The organism is Comamonas testosteroni TK102 (assembly GCF_000739375.1).
Lineage (GTDB): Bacteria > Pseudomonadota > Gammaproteobacteria > Burkholderiales > Burkholderiaceae_C > Comamonas > Comamonas brasiliensis.
Genome location: NZ_CP006704.1, coordinates 72,119 through 89,124, shown reverse-complemented (window position 1 = coordinate 89,124; position 17,006 = coordinate 72,119). Strand labels below are relative to the sequence as shown.

Annotated in this window: 16 protein-coding genes; 4 read left to right on the top strand and 12 right to left on the bottom strand. The window is 63.7% G+C overall.

From position 1 onward, the window contains the following. Positions 1 to 68: 68 nt before the first annotated feature. From gorA to O987_RS00350, 6 genes are all read right to left on the bottom strand, one after another. Entirely contained in the window at positions 69 to 1,433 is a 1,365-nt protein-coding gene (gorA, locus tag O987_RS00375) for a glutathione-disulfide reductase (RefSeq protein WP_003059889.1), read from the bottom strand. 129 nt (positions 1,434 to 1,562) lie between these two features. Then, positions 1,563 to 2,474 (bottom strand): TauD/TfdA dioxygenase family protein, encoded by a 912-nt coding sequence (locus O987_RS00370; protein ID WP_043370411.1) that lies wholly within the window; start codon positions 2,472 to 2,474, stop codon positions 1,563 to 1,565. Positions 2,475 to 2,604: 130 nt separating this feature from the next. Further along, a complete protein-coding gene (locus O987_RS00365) occupies positions 2,605 to 3,129 on the bottom strand; it encodes a flavin reductase family protein (protein ID WP_043370410.1) in 525 nt (174 codons plus the stop codon). Positions 3,130 to 3,327: 198 nt separating this feature from the next. After that, entirely contained in the window at positions 3,328 to 3,969 is a 642-nt protein-coding gene (locus O987_RS00360; RefSeq protein WP_003059894.1) for a PolC-type DNA polymerase III, read from the bottom strand. Between the two features lie 26 nt (positions 3,970 to 3,995). Beyond that, on the bottom strand, positions 3,996 to 4,487 hold the full coding sequence (hpaR, locus tag O987_RS00355; RefSeq protein WP_034401205.1) for a homoprotocatechuate degradation operon regulator HpaR: 492 nt from the start codon (positions 4,485 to 4,487) through the stop codon (positions 3,996 to 3,998). A gap of 113 nt (positions 4,488 to 4,600) precedes the next feature. Beyond that, positions 4,601 to 5,977 (bottom strand): D-amino acid dehydrogenase, encoded by a 1,377-nt coding sequence (locus O987_RS00350; protein ID WP_043370409.1) that lies wholly within the window; start codon positions 5,975 to 5,977, stop codon positions 4,601 to 4,603. Between the two features lie 42 nt (positions 5,978 to 6,019). On the opposite strand from O987_RS00350, the gene O987_RS00345 reads away from it, so the two are divergent. Next, the gene (locus O987_RS00345; RefSeq protein ID WP_003059900.1) at positions 6,020 to 6,931 is read left to right on the top strand and encodes a LysR family transcriptional regulator ArgP; all 912 of its coding nucleotides are present in this window, start codon (positions 6,020 to 6,022) and stop codon (positions 6,929 to 6,931) included. Between the two features lie 164 nt (positions 6,932 to 7,095). Here the strand turns inward: O987_RS00345 and O987_RS00340 are convergent, their stop codons facing one another. From O987_RS00340 to O987_RS00330, 3 genes are read right to left on the bottom strand one after another with little or no spacing between them, the layout of a single operon-like run. Next, complete coding sequence (locus tag O987_RS00340; RefSeq protein ID WP_003059902.1) at positions 7,096 to 7,518, bottom strand: universal stress protein; 423 nt, start codon at positions 7,516 to 7,518, stop codon at positions 7,096 to 7,098. A gap of 29 nt (positions 7,519 to 7,547) precedes the next feature. Continuing rightward, the gene (locus O987_RS00335) at positions 7,548 to 8,426 is read right to left on the bottom strand and encodes a metallophosphoesterase (protein WP_043370408.1); all 879 of its coding nucleotides are present in this window, start codon (positions 8,424 to 8,426) and stop codon (positions 7,548 to 7,550) included. Between the two features lie 13 nt (positions 8,427 to 8,439). After that, positions 8,440 to 9,420, bottom strand: coding sequence for a LysR family transcriptional regulator (locus tag O987_RS00330; RefSeq protein ID WP_003059905.1), 981 nt, complete (start codon positions 9,418 to 9,420; stop codon positions 8,440 to 8,442). A 135-nt stretch (positions 9,421 to 9,555) separates the two neighbouring features. On the opposite strand from O987_RS00330, the gene O987_RS00325 reads away from it, so the two are divergent. Further along, on the top strand, positions 9,556 to 9,972 hold the full coding sequence (locus O987_RS00325; RefSeq protein ID WP_043370406.1) for a hypothetical protein: 417 nt from the start codon (positions 9,556 to 9,558) through the stop codon (positions 9,970 to 9,972). 308 nt (positions 9,973 to 10,280) lie between these two features. Here O987_RS00325 and O987_RS00320 read toward each other — a convergent pair whose 3' ends face one another. Continuing rightward, entirely contained in the window at positions 10,281 to 12,137 is a 1,857-nt protein-coding gene (locus O987_RS00320) for a phosphoenolpyruvate carboxykinase (GTP) (protein ID WP_003059910.1), read from the bottom strand. A gap of 320 nt (positions 12,138 to 12,457) precedes the next feature. Continuing rightward, positions 12,458 to 12,595: a hypothetical protein gene (locus O987_RS29170; RefSeq protein ID WP_003059912.1), complete on the bottom strand. Its 138-nt coding sequence runs from the start codon at positions 12,593 to 12,595 to the stop codon at positions 12,458 to 12,460. A gap of 304 nt (positions 12,596 to 12,899) precedes the next feature. Between O987_RS29170 and O987_RS00315 the strand changes: the two genes are divergently transcribed. Beyond that, entirely contained in the window at positions 12,900 to 13,670 is a 771-nt protein-coding gene (locus tag O987_RS00315; RefSeq protein WP_003059914.1) for a slipin family protein, read from the top strand. 21 nt (positions 13,671 to 13,691) lie between these two features. On the opposite strand, the gene O987_RS00310 is transcribed toward O987_RS00315, so the two are convergent. Next, positions 13,692 to 14,891: a threonine ammonia-lyase gene (locus O987_RS00310; RefSeq protein ID WP_029158482.1), complete on the bottom strand. Its 1,200-nt coding sequence runs from the start codon at positions 14,889 to 14,891 to the stop codon at positions 13,692 to 13,694. Positions 14,892 to 15,195: 304 nt separating this feature from the next. On the opposite strand from O987_RS00310, the gene boxC reads away from it, so the two are divergent. After that, the gene (gene boxC, locus O987_RS00305) at positions 15,196 to 16,854 is read left to right on the top strand and encodes a 2,3-epoxybenzoyl-CoA dihydrolase (protein ID WP_043370404.1); all 1,659 of its coding nucleotides are present in this window, start codon (positions 15,196 to 15,198) and stop codon (positions 16,852 to 16,854) included. Positions 16,855 to 17,006 lie beyond the last annotated feature (152 nt).

Here is a 17,006-nt window from a genome sequence, read left to right as displayed (position 1 = left end):
CTGAGGCCCATTTTTCATGGTGCTTCCACCCGGCGCCTCGCGCAGCGCGAAAACGCGGGGGTCGTGCCTCATTCCCGCACCGGCTCCCGCATGGTCACCAGCTCCTCGGCAACGGTCGGGTGTATGCCTATGGTTGCATCGAACTGCTGCTTGGTCGCGCCGCATTGCAGCGCCACGGCAAAGCCCTGCATCAACTCGCCCGCGCCCTCGCCCACCATATGCACGCCGCGCACGCGCTGGTCGGCCTTGGAGACGATGAGCTTGAGGAAGACGTTCTCGGGCTCGGCCCCCATGCGGTTGGTCAGCGGCCTGAAGCTGGACTGGAAGACCTGCACCGCGCCAAAGCGCACGCGCGCCGCCTCCTCGGACAGTCCCACCGTGCCCACCTGCGGATGGGAGAACACCGCCGTCGGCACCAGTTCGTAGTCGGGGGCGCTCTTGTCGCCCTCACCGAACAGACGATGGGCGACCACCGAGCCCTCGGCCAGCGCCACGGGCGTCAGGGCCATGCGATCGACCACGTCGCCCACGGCATGGATGGATGGCACATTGCTGCAGAAATGCGGGTCCACCTCGATGGCGCCCTGGTCGCTGACCTTGACCCCCGCCGCCTCCAGACCCAGTCCTTCGATCAGGGGCACGCGACCCGTGGCGTACATCACGCAGTCCACCACCAGTTGCTCGCCACTCCTGAGCTGCAGGTGCAGGCCGTCCGCCTGCTTGTCTATGGCCTGAATCTCATCCTCCCAACGGAAGTTCACGCCCAGCTGGGCCATCTCCTGGCCCAGGTGAAGACCGAGGTCGGCATCAAAGCCGCGCAGCAGCTGCTGGCGGCGGTGCAGCAGGGTGGTCTCGGCGCCCAGGCCGTTGAAGATGGAGGCGAACTCCACGGCGATATAGCCACCGCCCACGACCACCACGCGCCTGGGCAGCTGCGGCAGATGGAAAGCCTCGTTGGAGGTAATGGCATGCTCGATGCCCGGGATATCGGGCAGGCTGGGCGTGCCACCCGTCGCGATCAGGATATGGCGGGCGTGCAGGGTCTGCCCGTTCACCTGCACGCTATGCGGCCCTGAGAGCTCCGCACGGCCGTGGATGACGGCAACCCCTGCGCCGGCCAGCATGCGGCCGTAGACGCCGTTCAGACGCTCGATTTCGCGGTCCTTGTTGGCAATCAGCACAGGCCAGTCGAAGCGCGGCTGCTCCAGCTGCCAGCCAAAGCCCCGAGCCTCCTCGGCCAGCTGGCTGAAATGCGCTGCATGGCTGAGCAGCTTCTTGGGGATGCAGCCCACGTTGACGCAGGTACCGCCCAGCTGGGCGGCTTCCACCACGGCCACACGGGCCCCCAGGCCGGCAGCCACGCGGCTGGCGCGCACGCCCCCCGAGCCGCCACCTATGACCAGGAAGTCGTAATCAAAGTCTTGTTGCTGCATGTTCTGTCTCGCTGGTTGGGAGGTTCAAAGCAGATGCTTGCCGCTTTGAACTCTACAAGACAAGACTGCCGCAGGTGGTTTAACGCAGCGTTAAACCACCTGCACGACCCAGTTTGGCCGGCGCACGGCCTAGAACGGCTTGTCGCCCTTGACCGTGGCGCGGTGCATGCGGCGCACGGCCGGGAAATAGTCCTGAATCGCGTAATGCTGGGTGGAGCGGTTGTCCCACATGGCAATGGTGTTGGGCTCCCAGTGCAGGCGCATCTGGTATTCCAGAATCGCGGGCTGGCGCAGCAGATAGTTCATCAGATCCTGCTGCTGGGCATGAATTTCGTTGGCCGAGCGAAAGCTGTCGAAGTGCGAGCTGAAATTGGCGAAATGCGTGACGAAGGTTTCGTTGACGTAGAGAATCTTCCGGCCGCTTTCGGGGTGGGTGCGCACCACCGGGTGAACCACGGGCGGATATTTGCCGCGCGCCTGGGCCTGCTCCGCAGACGTCATGCGCGCGCCGAACGAGGGCAGGATGTCATGCACGGCATACAGGCCGGCGATCTGCTGCTTGCGCGTCTCGGGCAACTGCTCGTAGGCCTGCTCCATATTGATCCAGACCGTGTCGCCGCCGACCTCGGGGCATTCCACGCAGCGCAGCACCGAGGCCATGGATGGGGTCTCGCGCCAGGAGACATCGGTGTGATAGACGTTCTCGGTGCCCGGGACCTTGCTGTTGCCGCCGAGAAGCACCAGCTCGGCATGGTCTGGGTGATGGGGGAACACCGGGTGCAGCTCCAGCTCGCCGAAGCGGCGCGCAAACGCCACATGCTGGGCAGGCGTGATGTTCTGCTCGCGAAACACCAGCACCTTGTGCGCCACCAGCGCCTGACGCAGCTCGCGCGTCTGCTCCTCGCTCATGGGCTGGCGCAGGTCTATGCCCGAAACCTCCACGCCTATGGCAGGGGAGATGCGCCTGAGCTCGATCCCCGTGCTGCTTGCCGCAGCCACCTTGCGCTGGGTATGGGCCGGCCTGTCTCCGCAATCGATCATGATATGTCTCCAAAGCGTTGCACCAATGTCCTGCGGCATGACGCTGCAGGCCTGGGTGCAATCTAGGGCGGGCCTTGGAGATCGGTATCGTTCAAGCCGACTAGGTAGGGTTCCCAGTCGGCAGCCGGCCTTACCTGACGAAGCCGTGGGCGTGCATATGGCCCGAGTGGTAGAGCAGCGGCGCGCGGTCGGCATGGTGCTCGCAGCGTTCCACCTCGCCGATGAAGAGCAGATGGTCGCCCTCCTCATGCTGGCGCAGATTGCGGCACTCGAAGACCGCGCTGCAGCCCTCGAGCAGCGGCACGCCATGCTCGGAGTCATGGTGTTGCGTATGGCTGAACCGGTCCGCTCCCTTGCGTGCAAACAGCTCGGCCAGCGGCTTTTGCGAAGCCGCCAGCACGTGGACCGCGTAGTGGGTGCTGTGGCGGAACACGGGCAGGGAGTTGGCCTTCAGACCCAGGCTCCAGAGCACCAGAGAGGGCGCCAGCGACAGCGCGTTGAAGGAGCTGACCGTGGAGCCCACCGCATGGCCCTCTGCACTGCGCGCCGTGATGATGGTCACGCCGGTGGCAAATTGCCCCAGCGCATCGCGAAATTCGCGCTGCGAGAAAGGCAAGGCCGAACGCAAGACGGAGGTAGGCAAGGCGGAGTTCACGAAATTCAGAGCTCAGGTCAGCGACCACAACGGTGCGCCACGGTTCAAGATCAGCAGATCCCAAGGGGCATCTGCAGGACTTGAGCAATTATCAACTTGAACCTAGCCAGTCACAATCCGTAAGGGCTTAAGGCCAGAATCATCAATTTTGATAGCATCTTACGCAGGGCTGGAAATGCCTGCAGGCCAAAATCTTCATCAATCCTGGGTCTGTGCTGCCAGCAGCCCCTGACCGGCCTGCTGCGCCAGCCACCCGCCGACCTTGGCCTTGCTGCAGCGCTGCAGCTGCATCAGCAGCGCATGTTCGGGCCAGGGCAGGGCATGGCGCTCGCACAGGTCCTGCTGCATGCGGGCCAGCAAGGCCGCCGCCATCTCGGCATCGGCCAGCGCCCGGTGGGCGCGGCCCGTGGAAGGCAGGTGCAGATAGCGCGCCAGATTGCCCAGGCTGTGGCTGGGCGCCTGCGGATAGATGCGGCGCGACAGCAGCACGGTGCAGGCAAACAGCTGGGGGGCGGCTTCGCCCGCCAGTGCCAGCTCGGCCTGCCAGAACTTGCTGTCGAACGATGCGTTGTGGGCCACCATGGGTGCGCCGCCCACAAAGCGGGCTGCATCGCGCATCACCTCGGCGGCGGGCGGCGCCGTGCGCAGCATCGCGTTGGTGATGCCGGTGAGCTCGGTGATGAAGGGCGAGACCCAGGCTCCGGCCTGCATCAGGCTCTGGAAGCGGTCCACCACACGGCCCTGCTCCAGCAGCACGATGGCCACCTCGGTGGCCCTGGCGCCCTGGGCGGGCGTCATGCCCGTGGTTTCAAAGTCGATGACGGCGATCGCAGCACTCATGACTGCATTGTGCCGTGGCCGGCGCCTCAGTCCGTGCCCAGCTCGTCTTCTCCGGGCAGGCCCAGGCTTTGCACCACATGCTCGAGGATGCGGAACAGCTGCTCGCTCTCGGCGCTGCCCAGTTGCTCCTCGATCTCGGTGTAGATGGTTTCGAAATGCGGCACGATCTGCGCCACCATTTCCTGGCCGGCGGGCGTGAGGGCGAACTCGGAGCCCCGCAGGTCGGCCACATGGCGGCCGCGCTTGATGAGCAAACGCCCTTCCAGCGTCTTGAGCAGGCGCGAGAGGCTGGGCATGCTGATGAAGGTCAGCTGCGACAGCTCCATGGGACGCAGACGCCTGTCGGCCACCGACATGATGCGCAGCACGCGCCATTGCTGCTCGGTCAGTCCGTGCGCACGCAGCGAAGGACGAAAGCGCACCATGACCGCCTCGCGGGCCTTGAGCAAAGCCATGGGCAATGAGCGCGCGAAGGAACGTGAAGTGTCAAGGGCTGGAGTGATGTCGTGCTGGGTCATGGCATGGACGAGTTGCTGGCGTGATTGTATGTAAGAGCCCCACGCAGCGATACCGTCAATCCGGGCAAAAGAGTCAGCCAGCCCGTACTCGTCCTGCAGTCCCATGCCCTGTCTCAGGCCGACGCAATCCGCGCGCCGCGAGCGATCTCGGGAACCGGCTCATCCCAGAACCGGAAATCCAGCGCCGGGCGCTCGCCGCTCATCAGGGCTGCCATGGCCTTGCCCGACCCTGCACCATGCGTCCAGCCCAGGGTGCCATGCCCGGCATTGACCCAGATTCCAGCAGCCTGGGTGGCACCGATGCAGGGAATGTTGCTGGGCGTGGCGGGCCGCAGACCGCACCAGAACTGCGGATCGCCGCCCTGCTCGGGCAGGCGCGTGTCGCAGACGCCGGGCATCAGCTCCTCCACGCGCGCGACCAGCATCTCGCAACGCGCCCTGGCCGTGGGCGTGTCCAGGCTCAGATCGAAGCCGCCCAACTCAATGGTGCCGGCCACGCGCAGGCGGTTGCCCAAACGGCTCATGGCGACCTTGCGGCTGTCGTCGATGGTGGAGACCATAGGGGCTTTTTCGGGCCGCAGCAGCGGCAGGGTGGCGCTATAGCCCTTGCCCGGGTAGATGGGCACATGCACGCCCAGAGGCCTGAGCAACAGCGGCGTGTAGGAGCCGCAGGCGACCACCACGGCATCCGCGCCCAGCATGCGCCGGGTGCCATCGCTGCCGTCGCGAATCTGCACCCGGGCTGGCTTGCCCCGGCGCGCCGGCTGCAGGCTCAGGATGTCGTGGCCGTAGAGGAACTGCACACCGGCCTGGGCACAGAGATCGGCCAGCTTTTCGGTGAACAGACGCGCATCACCGGACTCATCGGTAGCGGTGAACGTGCCACCCGCAATCTGCGCGGCATAGGGCGTGAATGCAGGCTCGATGGCAAGCAGCTCTTCGCAGCTGACCAGACGGCGCTGCACGCCGTATTGCCGCATCAGCTCCACGCCTTCGGCGGCCTCGGCAAACGCCTGCCGGCTACTGTAGAAATGGGCAATGCCGCGCTCCAGCCGCTCGAACTCGATACCGGTCTTCTGGACCATGTCCTTGAGCGCCAGATGGCTGTAGGCGCCCAGCGCCACGATCTGCTGGACATTGCGCGCGAACGCCCGGTCATTGCACTGGGCCAGGAACTGCAGGCACCAGCGCCATTGCGCGCTGTCGAGCCGGGGCCGCAGCAGCAGCGGAGCCTGTTTGTCGAACATCCATTTCAGCGCCTTCCAGGGCGCCTGGCGATTGGCCCAGGGCTCACAGTAGCTGACCGAGATCTGGCCGCCATTGGCATAGCTGGTCTCCAGGGCCGGACCGCTCTGGCGGTCCACCACGGTGACTTGATGACCGCGCTCGCGCAGATGCCAGGCGGTGCTGATGCCGATGATGCCGGCGCCCAGGACGATGATGTTCATGCGGCCAGTGTCTGCACTCTTGCAGGCAAACAAAAGCAGCATTAAATTTTCAGCAGTTTCATCAGAAATGCTAATGGAATTGCCATGAGTTCCTGGGACCCTGTTGCGCTGGAATGCCTGGCCGCCATCGTGGAGGAAGGCGGCTTCGAGCGCGCCGCGCAAAAGCTGCACATCACCCAGTCGGCCGTGTCCCAGCGCCTGCGCGCGCTGGAGGCTCAGGTGGGTTCGGTGCTGGTGGAGCGCACACGCCCCGTCAAGCCCACCAGCGCCGGTCGGCTGCTGCTCAAGCATGCCAAGCAGCTGCGCCTGCTGCGCGCCGATCTCGCGCATGAGCTGCAGGAACTGGCACCGCAGACCGGGCAGAGTCTGGCCGGCGAAATCGTCTCCATCGCCATCAATGCCGACAGCATTGCCACCTGGGCCATGACGGCCCTTGACGAGCTGGTGAGGAGCGGCCTGCCGCTGGAGGTGGTGGTCGACGACCAGGACTTCACGCAGGAGCTGCTGCGCTCGGGCCAGGTCATGGGCTGCGTGACCACGCTGGGTCGGGCCCTGCGCGGCTGCACGGTGCAGCCCCTGGGTGCCATGCGCTATGTGGCCGTGGCCTCGGCCGAGTTTGCCCGGCAAAGACTGCCGCAGGGGCTGACGCGCAAGAACTTCAACCAGCTGCCCTATCTGTCCTTCAACCGCAAGGACGATATGCAGGCCGAGTTCGTGGCGCGCTGCCTGGGCCTGCGCAATGTGTCGCTGCAGCACCAGATCCTGCTGCCCAGCTGCGAGGCGCAGGTGCGCGCCGTGCGTGCCGGCTGGGGCCTGGGCGTGCTGCCGCAGTTGCTGGTGCAGCCTGCGCTGGAGGCTGGCGATCTGGTCGAGATTGCGCCCGGCCATGCGCTGTCCATCGCGCTGTTCTGGCATTGCTGGAATCTGGAGTCACGCGTGCTGGCCCATGTCAGCCAGGCCTTGCTTGGCAAGGCCCGGCAACTGCTGCAAGCATGAATGATGCAGCCAAAAAAAAGGCCGTGCTTTGCAGCGCGGCCTTGAGAGCTTGAAGTCAAACGGAGGTACTTTGGTTTTTGTAGCTGTGGACGCTCATCCATCCTTGATTTGACGCTGTTTTATGCCTGATGTGCATGCAGATCAAGCGCAAGCAGCTATGAAAATCAGCGAATCAGCAGCACGGGGATGGTGCAGCCCGCCAGCACCTGCGAGCTGACCGAGCCCATGACCAGGCGGCCCAGCGCGCCGTGGCCATGCGTGCCCATGGCGATCAGGTCGAACTTGCCGTCCTGGGCAGTATGGATGATGGTGTCGGCAATGGGGCCGACCTTGGAGATGCTGTGCGCCTCGACGCCACGCCCCTTCAGGAACTCCAGCACGGGCTGCAGGATCTTGGCGGATTCTTCGTCGTAGTACTGCTCCACCACTTCCTTGCCCAGCGCAGCGCGTGCACGAGGCGGCAGCAGCGGCTGCACGGTGATGATGGTGTACTCGTGGCCCGTGCCCAGCATCTCCTGATGCGAGGTCAGATAGGCCAGCATTTTCTGGGTGTAGGCACTGCCGTCCACAGCGAGCAAGATCTTCATACCAATTTCTCCTTGTTGATGTCTCAAGCCTAAGGGCTGGGGACAGTCAGCATCTTGACTTGGCTCAAGTCAATTGTCGATGCCGGCAGAAAGTCATCCTGCTCTCCCTTGCGGGCATAGCCGAGAGGGTTGGCCACCACACGGCATTGCCAGGCGCTGCCGTCGTCGCGCCGGCCGCTGGCGATGTAGTCGCTGGCGCAATGCAGATGGCCGTGCAGCCAGAGCTGGGCGTGGGGCAGAAAGTCGTCCATCACATTGCAGAAGCCGGCCGTGCCGGGCACCAGCCCGTAGCGCGGATCGGCGCTGCGCAGACTGGGCGCAAAGTGGGTCACGGCCACCGTGGGCCCGTCAAACGGCTGCTGCAGCGCGGCGCGCAGCCAGTCCTGGCAGAGCAGGCTTTCCTCGCGCATGGGCGCGGCCAGAAACGGCTCGCCCTGGCGGCTGCCGCCGGTCTTTTGCAGATAGAAATTGGCGGCGCGAAAAGCCTTCTCGCGCAGCCTGTGCAAGCGCGTGGCATCGCTCACGCCCTCATGCATGGCCATGGCGTCGAAGTCGCTCCACAGCGTGGTGCCGATGAAGCGCACGCCGTCCATGAGCACGGTTTCACGGTCGAGCCAGATCAGACCCAGCTTGTCGCACACGCGCTGCAGGCGCAGTCGCGCCTCGTCGAAGTCCTGCATGTCGTACTCGTGATTGCCGGGCACGAACAGCACGGGCGTGGGCCAGGCCGCGTATTGCGGCAGCGGCGAGAAACGCTCCAGCCCGAAGTTCTCGCCATCGACCTGGCTGCTGCTCTGGTAGGAGCCGATATCGCCGGCCAGCACCAGCACATCGGCGCCGGCCGCCGGCTGGGCCACGAATTGGGGATGGACTTCAAGGTGCAGGTCGGACAGCAGCTGGATCTTCATGCGGCTAGTTTAGTCAACCATGCTGGGTGACCTGGGCCGTACCATTGGCAAAGGTGATCTCGGCAGAGCGCGTCAGCGTTTTCAGCAGCCAGTCATAGGCCTGCGGGTGCGGGCCGCGCCGGCGCCACAGCGCATCCACATGCACGGGCGTGACATCGAAGGGCAGATCGCGCAGCTCCAGCTGATCGCCCATGCCGGTCACGGGCACGAAATGGCGCGGCAGTATGGTCAGCAGATCGGAGTTGATCACCACGCGCGCCGCGGTGAAGAACTGGTTGACGGTGAGCACCACTTCGCGCGAACGCCCCAGCGAGGCCAGGGCCTCGTCGATGAAGCCGAAGGAGCGGCCCGAGAAGCTGACCAGCATATGGCGGGCCGCGCAGTAGTTGTCCAGCGTCAGCGGCACATGCGCCAGCGGATGGTCCTTGCGCATCACGCACAGGTACTCGCCCTCGTACAGGCGGCGGCTGTCAAACGCCACCAGACCGCCGGCCTGTGCACGCGCCGTCAGATCGGCCAGCACGGCGGGAAAATAGCCCACGGCCATGTCTGCCTCGCCATCGTCGAGCAAGGATCTGGGATCACGCGTGGTCAGCGGCAGCAGGCGTATGCCCAGGCCCGGTGCCTCGCGCGCCAGGATCGGGTACAGCGGCGGAATCAGCGTGGCGGCCGTGGCATCGGCCATGGCGATCACGAACGTGGTGCTGGCCGTCTCGGGATCGAACTCGTCGGGCGCGAGTGCGCCCTCCAGATGCTGCAGGGCCTCGCGTATCACCGGCCACAGGGCCTGGGCGCGCGGCGTGGGCTCCACGCCCTGCCCCTGGCGCACCAGCAGCTCGTCGCCCAGGACCTCGCGCAGCCGGCGCATGGCATTGCTGACCGCCGGCTGGGTGATGCTGAGCTTGTGCGCCGCGCGCGTGAGGCTGCGTTCGGACATGACCTCATCGAAGACGCGCAGCAGATTCAGATCCAGAGAGCGAAAGTTCAAAGACATGGCATCACCCGATACATCACTGCTGTGAATGCTACAGATTCAAAATATAAATTTGAACATACCTAGGGTAATCCCTATAGTTACACCTATTCCCCGGGCAATTCGCCAAAAGCGTGGGTCAAAGGGTTAACTGCCATGAGCAACTTTATTTACAACTCCTACTGTGTCGAGCACCCTGGTGTGGTGCGTATCTATCAGGCCAGCGACGAACGCATGGCCGCCATTGCCGCCGAGCATGAAGCGCAATCCCAGTCCCGATCGCACTGGATGGTGCTGGCCGCTCTGGCCGCCGGCGTCTTCCAGGCCACCGAGACCTGGAGCGACGGTCATATGATGGCTGCCTGGATGGTCCTGTGGGCCATGGCCTTTGCCAGCATCGCCCTCTTCTCCCAGCCCGCCCGCCGCGCCATCAATCTGGTGCGTACCGGCTACCGCGCCTGGGTCAAGAGCCGCCAGCAAGCCGCTGCCGATGAACGCGTCTGGAACGCCGCGCTGCAAGATGCCCGCCTGATGGCCGATCTGGCCCGTGCCATGGATCGCCAGAGCCGCTAAGCGCCCGGACCGCTGCCCCGAAAAGCCGCTGCCCACAAGGCTGCGGCTTTTTTCATGGGGAACAGATTTTTGAGTCAAACAAGCCTCTATCCCAGATTCAGAAAGCGCTTACAGCTACAAAAATAAAAGCAAACAAAAAGCCCTGCTGATTTTTTTCAGCAGGGCTTTTTGATGTGCACAGTCTCAGTCAGGGACACCGCGCAAGGGCTGCCCCGCCGCGCTGGCGTCGTCCCCCTCCCATAGCGCGAAGCGCGCAGAGAGAGGGGCGCCCGGCTAGGGGGAAGCCGCGCAGCGGCTCAGGGGGAGAATCAAGCGCTCAAGCGCTTTTCCAGCTCAGCCTTGGTGTCCAGCATGGCCTTGGGCAGGTTGTAAGCCAGCTTGTCGAAATGCTCGCCATGCAGCTTCATTTCCTCGGCCCAGGCGGCCTTGTCGATATTGGTCACGCTGTCGAACTGGGCGGCGTCGAAGTCCAGGCCGCTCCAGTTGATTTCAGCGTACTGGGGCGCAATACCGAAGGCGGTTTCCTGACCTTGGGCCTGGCCTTCCAGACGGTCGATCATCCACTTCAGCACGCGCATGTTTTCACCGTAGCCGGGCCAGACGAACTTGCCTTCGGCGTTCTTGCGGAACCAGTTGGTGGTGAAGATCTTGGGCAGGGTTGCGCCCTGGCCTTCGATCTTGGCGCCCAGGTCCAGCCAGTGCTGGAAATAGTCGCTCATGTTGTAGCCGGCAAAAGGCAGCATGGCGAAGGGGTCGCGGCGCACCACGCCTTGTGCGCCAAAGGCGGCGGCGGTGGTCTCGGAGCCCATGGTCGCAGCCATGTACACGCCTTCGGTCCAGTCACGGGCTTCGGTCACCAGAGGCACGGTGGTGGAGCGGCGACCGCCGAAGATGATGGCATCGATCTTCACGCCGGCAGGATCGTCCCAGGCTTCATCCAGCGCGGGGTTGTTGGTGGCAGCCACGGTGAAGCGGGCATTGGGGTGAGCGGCCTTGGCGCCGGTTTCCTTGGCGATCTGGGGCGTCCAGTCCTTGCCTTGCCAGTCGATCAGGTGATCGGGCAGCTTGCCCTGGTCCTTTTCCATGCCTTCCCACCACACGTCGCCGTCATCGGTCAGGGCCACATTGGTGAAGATCACGTTCTTGTCCAGGCTCAACATGCAGTTCGGGTTGGTCAGCATATTGGTGCCGGGAGCCACGCCGAAGTAACCGGCTTCGGGGTTGATGGCGCGCAGCGAGCCGTCGGCCTGGGGCTTGATCCAGGCGATGTCGTCGCCGATGGTCGTGACCTTCCAGCCGTCGAAGGCCTTGGGGGGCACCAGCATGGAGAAATTGGTCTTGCCGCAGGCCGAGGGGAAGGCGGCAGCCACGTGGTACTTCTTGCCTTCGGGGTTGGTGACGCCCAGGATCAGCATGTGCTCGGCCAGCCAGCCCTGATCGCGGCCCATGGTGGAGGCGATGCGCAGCGCAAAGCACTTCTTGCCCAGCAGCGCATTGCCGCCGTAGCCCGAGCCGTAGGACCAGATTTCGCGGGTTTCGGGATAGTGAACGATGTACTTGGTCTTGCTGCAAGGCCAGGTGGTCTCGTCCTTCTGGCCTGCGGCCAGAGGTGCGCCGATGGTGTGCACGCAGGGCACGAACTCGCCGCTGGTGCCGATCACGTCATACACGGCCTTGCCCATGCGGGTCATGATCTTCATGTTGACGGCCACATAGGGGCTGTCGGACAACTCGATGCCCACGTGGGCGATGGGCGAACCCAGCGGGCCCATGGAGAAGGGCACCACGTACATGGTGCGGCCAGCCATGCAGCCGTCGAACAGAGGGTTCAGCGTGGCGCGCATCTCGGCAGGGTCCATCCAGTTGTTGGTGGGACCTGCGTCTTCCTTCTTGGCGGAACAGATATAGGTGCGGTCTTCCACGCGGGCCACGTCCGAAGGATCGGTCCAGGCCAGGAAGGAGCCGGGGCGCTTGGCCAGGGGCTTGAAGGTACCGGCATCCACCAGTTGCTGGCACAGCGCGTCATATTCGGCTTGCGAGCCGTCGCACCAATGGATCTGGGCGGGCTTGCACAGCGCAGCCATTTCGGCGACCCAGGCAATGAGCTTGGGGTTCTTGACGTAATCGGGAGCCTGGATGTTCAGGCTTTGCACAGCGGCGTTCATGGGGGAAGTCCTTCAATTAAAAACCAATTTTTCAAAGAAGCATCCTCGGCTGCGTCTTTGAAAAAAGGCTTTTGAAGGTGTCTCGCTTGCTTTCCCTAGCGCTTGTTGGCGCCTGAAATCCGTCTGGAATAGTCAAAACAACCTTGTTTTGAATAGCAGCGGGAGATCGATTTTAGGTAGGAGCCTTGAATTTGTCAGCAAATCACTGGCAATATCTATGCATTCTGCGCATCAAAATATGCATTCGACATTCATTCGTACCCTGCACAGACGTAAAAAAACCCCGCGTCGCGGGGTTGGGCTCGAGAAGGTTGGAATGCCTAGGCCATGTTCACGGCGATAAAGGCCAGCAGGAACATCATCACGGCGCCAGCGGCGGGAATGATGATGGGAATATAGGGCACAACGGCTTCGGCCGCATCCTGTGCCTCGTGGTTCACAGCGGAATCATCTGACATGTGATCAATGCTCCTCCTGAAAGCAGGCGGTGAAACAAGCAAGCTCTGCGGCCATTCTAGGCACAGCCCTGGCGACATGGCTCAGGGAAAGCCATAGCAGCTCTTGGCCCTCAGACCCGCCTCTCATGCGCCGCCAATGGCGAACAGCACTTCTTCGATGTCGACCATGCGCAGATACGTTCGCACCCGGAGTGCAACAGCATATGCTGGGCTTGCGGACGACCCGGCGCCGATTGCGAAATCGATGTGCACCGTTTCGCGTCAGATCGCAGCGCCGAAGTTCCTCGCTGAAAGGATGGCTTCTATGGTTAGCGCTTCTTTCTTGTTCTGGCTGATCCTGCTGATGCTGGTGATTGGCCTGGGGACGGCGTCGATCCGGATTTTTCGCGAGTATGAGCGCGGCGTGGTCTTCACGCTGGGGCGCTTCTGGAAGGTCAAGGGGCCGGGACTGATCTTCATCATTCCCGCCATTCAGCAGGTGGTACGGGTGGATCTGCGCACCGTGGTCCTGGAGGTCCCGGCGCAGGATGTGATCTCGCGCGACAACGTCTCGGTCAAGGTCAATGCCGTGATCTATCTGCGCGTGGTGGATGCGGAAAAGGCGGTGATCCAGGTGGTCAACTATCTGGAAGCGACCAGCCAGCTCGCGCAAACCATGCTGCGCTCCGTACTGGGCAAGCATCAGCTCGACGAAATGCTGGCAGAGCGCGAATCGCTGAACCTGGACATCCAGCAGGCGCTGGATGCGCAAACCGACACCTGGGGCATCAAGGTCTCGAACGTGGAGATCAAGCAGGTCGATCTGACCGAATCCATGATCCGGGCGATCGCGCGCCAGGCCGAGGCCGAGCGCGAACGCCGCGCCAAGGTGATTCATGCCGAGGGTGAATTGCAGGCCTCTGAAAAACTGTTCCAGGCAGCCAAGGTGCTGGCGCAGGAGCCTCAGGCCATCTTGCTGCGCTATCTGGAGACGCTGACCGTGATCGGCGCAGACAAGAACACGACCGTGGTATTTCCCTTGCCCATGGATCTGGTGGCGCCGCTCATGAAGAAAGCAGCATCCTTGCCGGCCTGAACCCCGCCGCCGGCCCCACCTTCACACCAGGGCGGCCTCCATGCCTGCGGCCCGCAAAGCCATCAGCACCTGCTCCACATGGGGCTGGTTGCGGGTCTGCAGCACAAATTCGATTTCAACGTTCTGTGCGGCCAACATGGTGAAGGCACGCTGATGGTGCACTTCCTCGATATTGGCACCGGCACCGGCCACGGTGGCCGTGATCTGAGCCAGCACGCCGGGCACGTCGCGCGCGCTGACGCGGATGCGCGCCAGACGGCCGGAGCGCACCATGCCGCGCTCGATGATGGCGGCCAGCAACAGCGGATCGATATTGCCGCCCGACAGCACCAGCCCCACCTTCTTGCCCTTGAAACGCTCAGGATTGCGCAGCAGCGCCGCCAGGCCTGCCGCACCCGCGCCTTCGACCAGCGTCTTCTCGATCTCCAGCAGCATGAGCACGGCCTGCTCGATATCCCCTTCGTCCACCAGCAGCAAGTCATCCACGCAGCGCTGCACCACCTCCTGGGTGATGACGCCGGGCTGGGTCACGGCAATGCCCTCGGCAATCGTCGATGTACCCATGGGCAGATCGGTGTGGCGCAGCGCGTTGACCATGGAAGGAAAGCGCTGAGTTTGCACGCCCACGATTTCGATCTCGGGCTTGATGGCCTTGGCCGCCGTGGCAATGCCCGCAATCAGGCCTCCACCGCCAATGGCAATGACCAGCACATCCAGATCGGGCTGGGCCTGCAAAATCTCCAGCGCCAGCGTGCCCTGGCCGGCGGCGATCGCCTCGTCGTCATAGGGATGGACAAAGGTCAGCTGCTGCTCCTGCGCCAGCTGATAGGCATGGGCACGCGCCTCGGCCAGGGTATCGCCATGCAGCACCACCTCGGCACCGAAGCCGCGCGTGCGCTCCACCTTCACGCCAGGCGTGAAGCGAGGCATGACGATGACGGCACGCAGGCCCAGACGTTGCGCGTGATAGGCCACGCCCTGGGCGTGGTTGCCCGCACTCATGGCGACCACGCCGCGTGCGCGCTCGGCATCGCTGAGCATGAGCAGCTTGTTCAGCGCGCCACGCTCCTTGAAGGATGCCGTGAACTGCAGGTTCTCGAACTTGAGATAGACCTGCGCCCCCGTGATCTGCGAGAGCGTGCGTGATTCCACAAAAGGAGTTTGAAGGACGGCGCCATTCAGGCGCGCAGCGGCGGCTTGGATATCTGCAAAGGTCAGCATGGTGAAGCCATTTTGCAAGCAGCCCATCACCCCGCGCCGGTGCTGGGTTTGCAGATCAGCGGCTTCTGACCCACTCGCTCTCCAATTGATAGCTTCAATCCTTTTATTTGAAAAGGCCTGTCGACAAAAAGAGCTGAATTTCAGCGCCATGCTGCGATGAGCGAACCGCTAAGGATTTCCCTTAGTTAGCGCAAAACATGCAACATAGTGCCTAAAACAGCGTGCATTTTTTTGCGCGATCTGCATAATTGTGCCTAAACCCAGTCAATAACTGCACTATTTTTCATCTCAGCAGGAGCCGAGCATGCAGCAGCAAACCGTTGTCGATTACCGCACCGACCCCAGCCAGTACCGGCACTGGTCGCTTGAAGTGGATGGCAATATCGCCCGGCTCAAGCTGGACATTGCCGAGGACGGCGGCATACGCCCCGGCTACAAGCTCAAGCTCAACAGCTATGACCTGGGCGTGGACGTGGAACTGCACGATGCGCTCAACCGCATCCGCTTCGAACACCCGCAGGTGCGCTCCGTCATCGTCACCAGCGGCAAGGAACGCATCTTCTGCTCGGGCGCGAATATCTTCATGCTCGGCGTCTCGTCCCACGCCTGGAAGGTGAACTTCTGCAAGTTCACCAACGAGACGCGCAACGGCATGGAGGACAGCTCCCGGCACGACGGACTCAAGTTCGTCGCCGCCATCAACGGCGCCTGCGCAGGCGGCGGCTACGAGCTGGCTCTGGCCTGCGACGACATCGTGCTGATCGACGACCGATCTTCCTCCGTATCGCTGCCCGAGGTCCCTCTGCTGGGCGTGCTGCCCGGCACGGGCGGGCTGACGCGCGTGACCGACAAGCGCCATGTGCGCCACGACCTGGCCGACATCTTCTGTACCAGCGTGGAAGGCGTGCGCGGCCAGCGTGCCGTGGACTGGCGACTGGTGGATGCGATCGCCAAGCCCGCGCAGTTTTCCGAGGTGGTGCAGCAACGTGCCGCAGCACTGGGTGAGAGCAGCCCGCGCCCGGCTTCCGCCCAGGGCGTACAGCTCGCCAGGCTGCAGCGCGAGCAAAGCCCGGACGGCCTGCACTATCGCCACGTCAGCGTGCAGATCGATCGCAGCAAGCGCAGTGCCACCATCACGGTCAAGGCCCCCCGTGGCGAACAGCCCGCCAGCCCTGAAGCCATAGAAAGCGCAGGCGCCGCCTGGTGGCCGCTGGCCATGGGCCGCGAGCTCGACGACGCCATCCTGCATCTGCGCACCAACGAGCTCGATGTGGGCACCTGGATTCTCAAGACCGAGGGCGATGCGCGCGCCGTGCTGGCGGCGGGCCAGACCCTGGTGACGCACCGCGATCACTGGCTGGTGCAGCAAACCACAGGCCTGCTGCGCCGTACCTTTGCACGCCTCGATGTGTCGTCGCGGTCGCTGTTCGCCTTGATCGAGCCCGGCTCCTGCTTTGTCGGCATGCTGGCCGAGCTGGTCTTCTGCGCCGATCGCGCCTACATGCTGGTGCTGCCCGACGAACCCGAGCGCGAGCCGGTCATCGAGCTCGATGCCTTCAACTTCGGCCTGCTGCCGCTGGTCAACGATCAAAGCCGTCTGCAGCGCCGCTTCTATGAGGAGTCCGGGCCGCTTGAGGCCGCGCGCGCTGCCGTGGGAAAGCCGCTCAACGGCGATGCCGCGCAACAGCTGGGACTGGTCACCGCCGCGCTTGACGATATCGACTGGGAAGACGAGATCCGCATCGCCATGGAAGAGCGTGCCGCGATGTCGCCCGACGCGCTGACGGGCCTCGAAGCCAATCTGCGTTTCGCCAGCCAGGAAAACATGGTCACGCGCATCTTCGGGCGTCTGTCGGCGTGGCAGAACTGGATCTTCAACCGCCCCAACGCGGTGGGCGAAAAAGGGGCGCTGAAGCTCTACGGCACCGGACAGAAAGCCGGCTTCGATTTCAACAGGGTATGAGGAAACTCCCCCTGAGCGGCTACGCCGCTTCCCCCTCTCTGGCACTGCGTGCCGGAGGGGGACAACGCCCTCGCAGCGGGGCGGCCCTTGCTCGGCGTTACCCGCCTGGGCTGCGCCAGTTTCGCAGCGACCACACGGCTTCATGAATCGGC

Coding starts and splice junctions, on each gene's coding strand:
- O987_RS00320 (WP_003059910.1), bottom strand. CDS start 12,137: ATGAACGCCGCTGTGCAAAGCCTGAACATCCAGGCTCCCGATTACGTC.
- boxC (WP_043370404.1), top strand. CDS start 15,196: ATGCAGCAGCAAACCGTTGTCGATTACCGCACCGACCCCAGCCAGTAC.
- O987_RS00350 (WP_043370409.1), bottom strand. CDS start 5,977: ATGCTGCTTTTGTTTGCCTGCAAGAGTGCAGACACTGGCCGCATGAAC.
- O987_RS00310 (WP_029158482.1), bottom strand. CDS start 14,891: ATGCTGACCTTTGCAGATATCCAAGCCGCCGCTGCGCGCCTGAATGGC.
- O987_RS00335 (WP_043370408.1), bottom strand. CDS start 8,426: ATGAAGATCCAGCTGCTGTCCGACCTGCACCTTGAAGTCCATCCCCAA.
- O987_RS00370 (WP_043370411.1), bottom strand. CDS start 2,474: ATGATCGATTGCGGAGACAGGCCGGCCCATACCCAGCGCAAGGTGGCT.
- gorA (WP_003059889.1), bottom strand. CDS start 1,433: ATGCAGCAACAAGACTTTGATTACGACTTCCTGGTCATAGGTGGCGGC.
- O987_RS29170 (WP_003059912.1), bottom strand. CDS start 12,595: ATGTCAGATGATTCCGCTGTGAACCACGAGGCACAGGATGCGGCCGAA.
- O987_RS00315 (WP_003059914.1), top strand. CDS start 12,900: ATGGTTAGCGCTTCTTTCTTGTTCTGGCTGATCCTGCTGATGCTGGTG.
- O987_RS00325 (WP_043370406.1), top strand. CDS start 9,556: ATGAGCAACTTTATTTACAACTCCTACTGTGTCGAGCACCCTGGTGTG.
- O987_RS00340 (WP_003059902.1), bottom strand. CDS start 7,518: ATGAAGATCTTGCTCGCTGTGGACGGCAGTGCCTACACCCAGAAAATG.
- O987_RS00360 (WP_003059894.1), bottom strand. CDS start 3,969: ATGAGTGCTGCGATCGCCGTCATCGACTTTGAAACCACGGGCATGACG.
- O987_RS00330 (WP_003059905.1), bottom strand. CDS start 9,420: ATGTCTTTGAACTTTCGCTCTCTGGATCTGAATCTGCTGCGCGTCTTC.
- O987_RS00345 (WP_003059900.1), top strand. CDS start 6,020: ATGAGTTCCTGGGACCCTGTTGCGCTGGAATGCCTGGCCGCCATCGTG.
- hpaR (WP_034401205.1), bottom strand. CDS start 4,487: ATGACCCAGCACGACATCACTCCAGCCCTTGACACTTCACGTTCCTTC.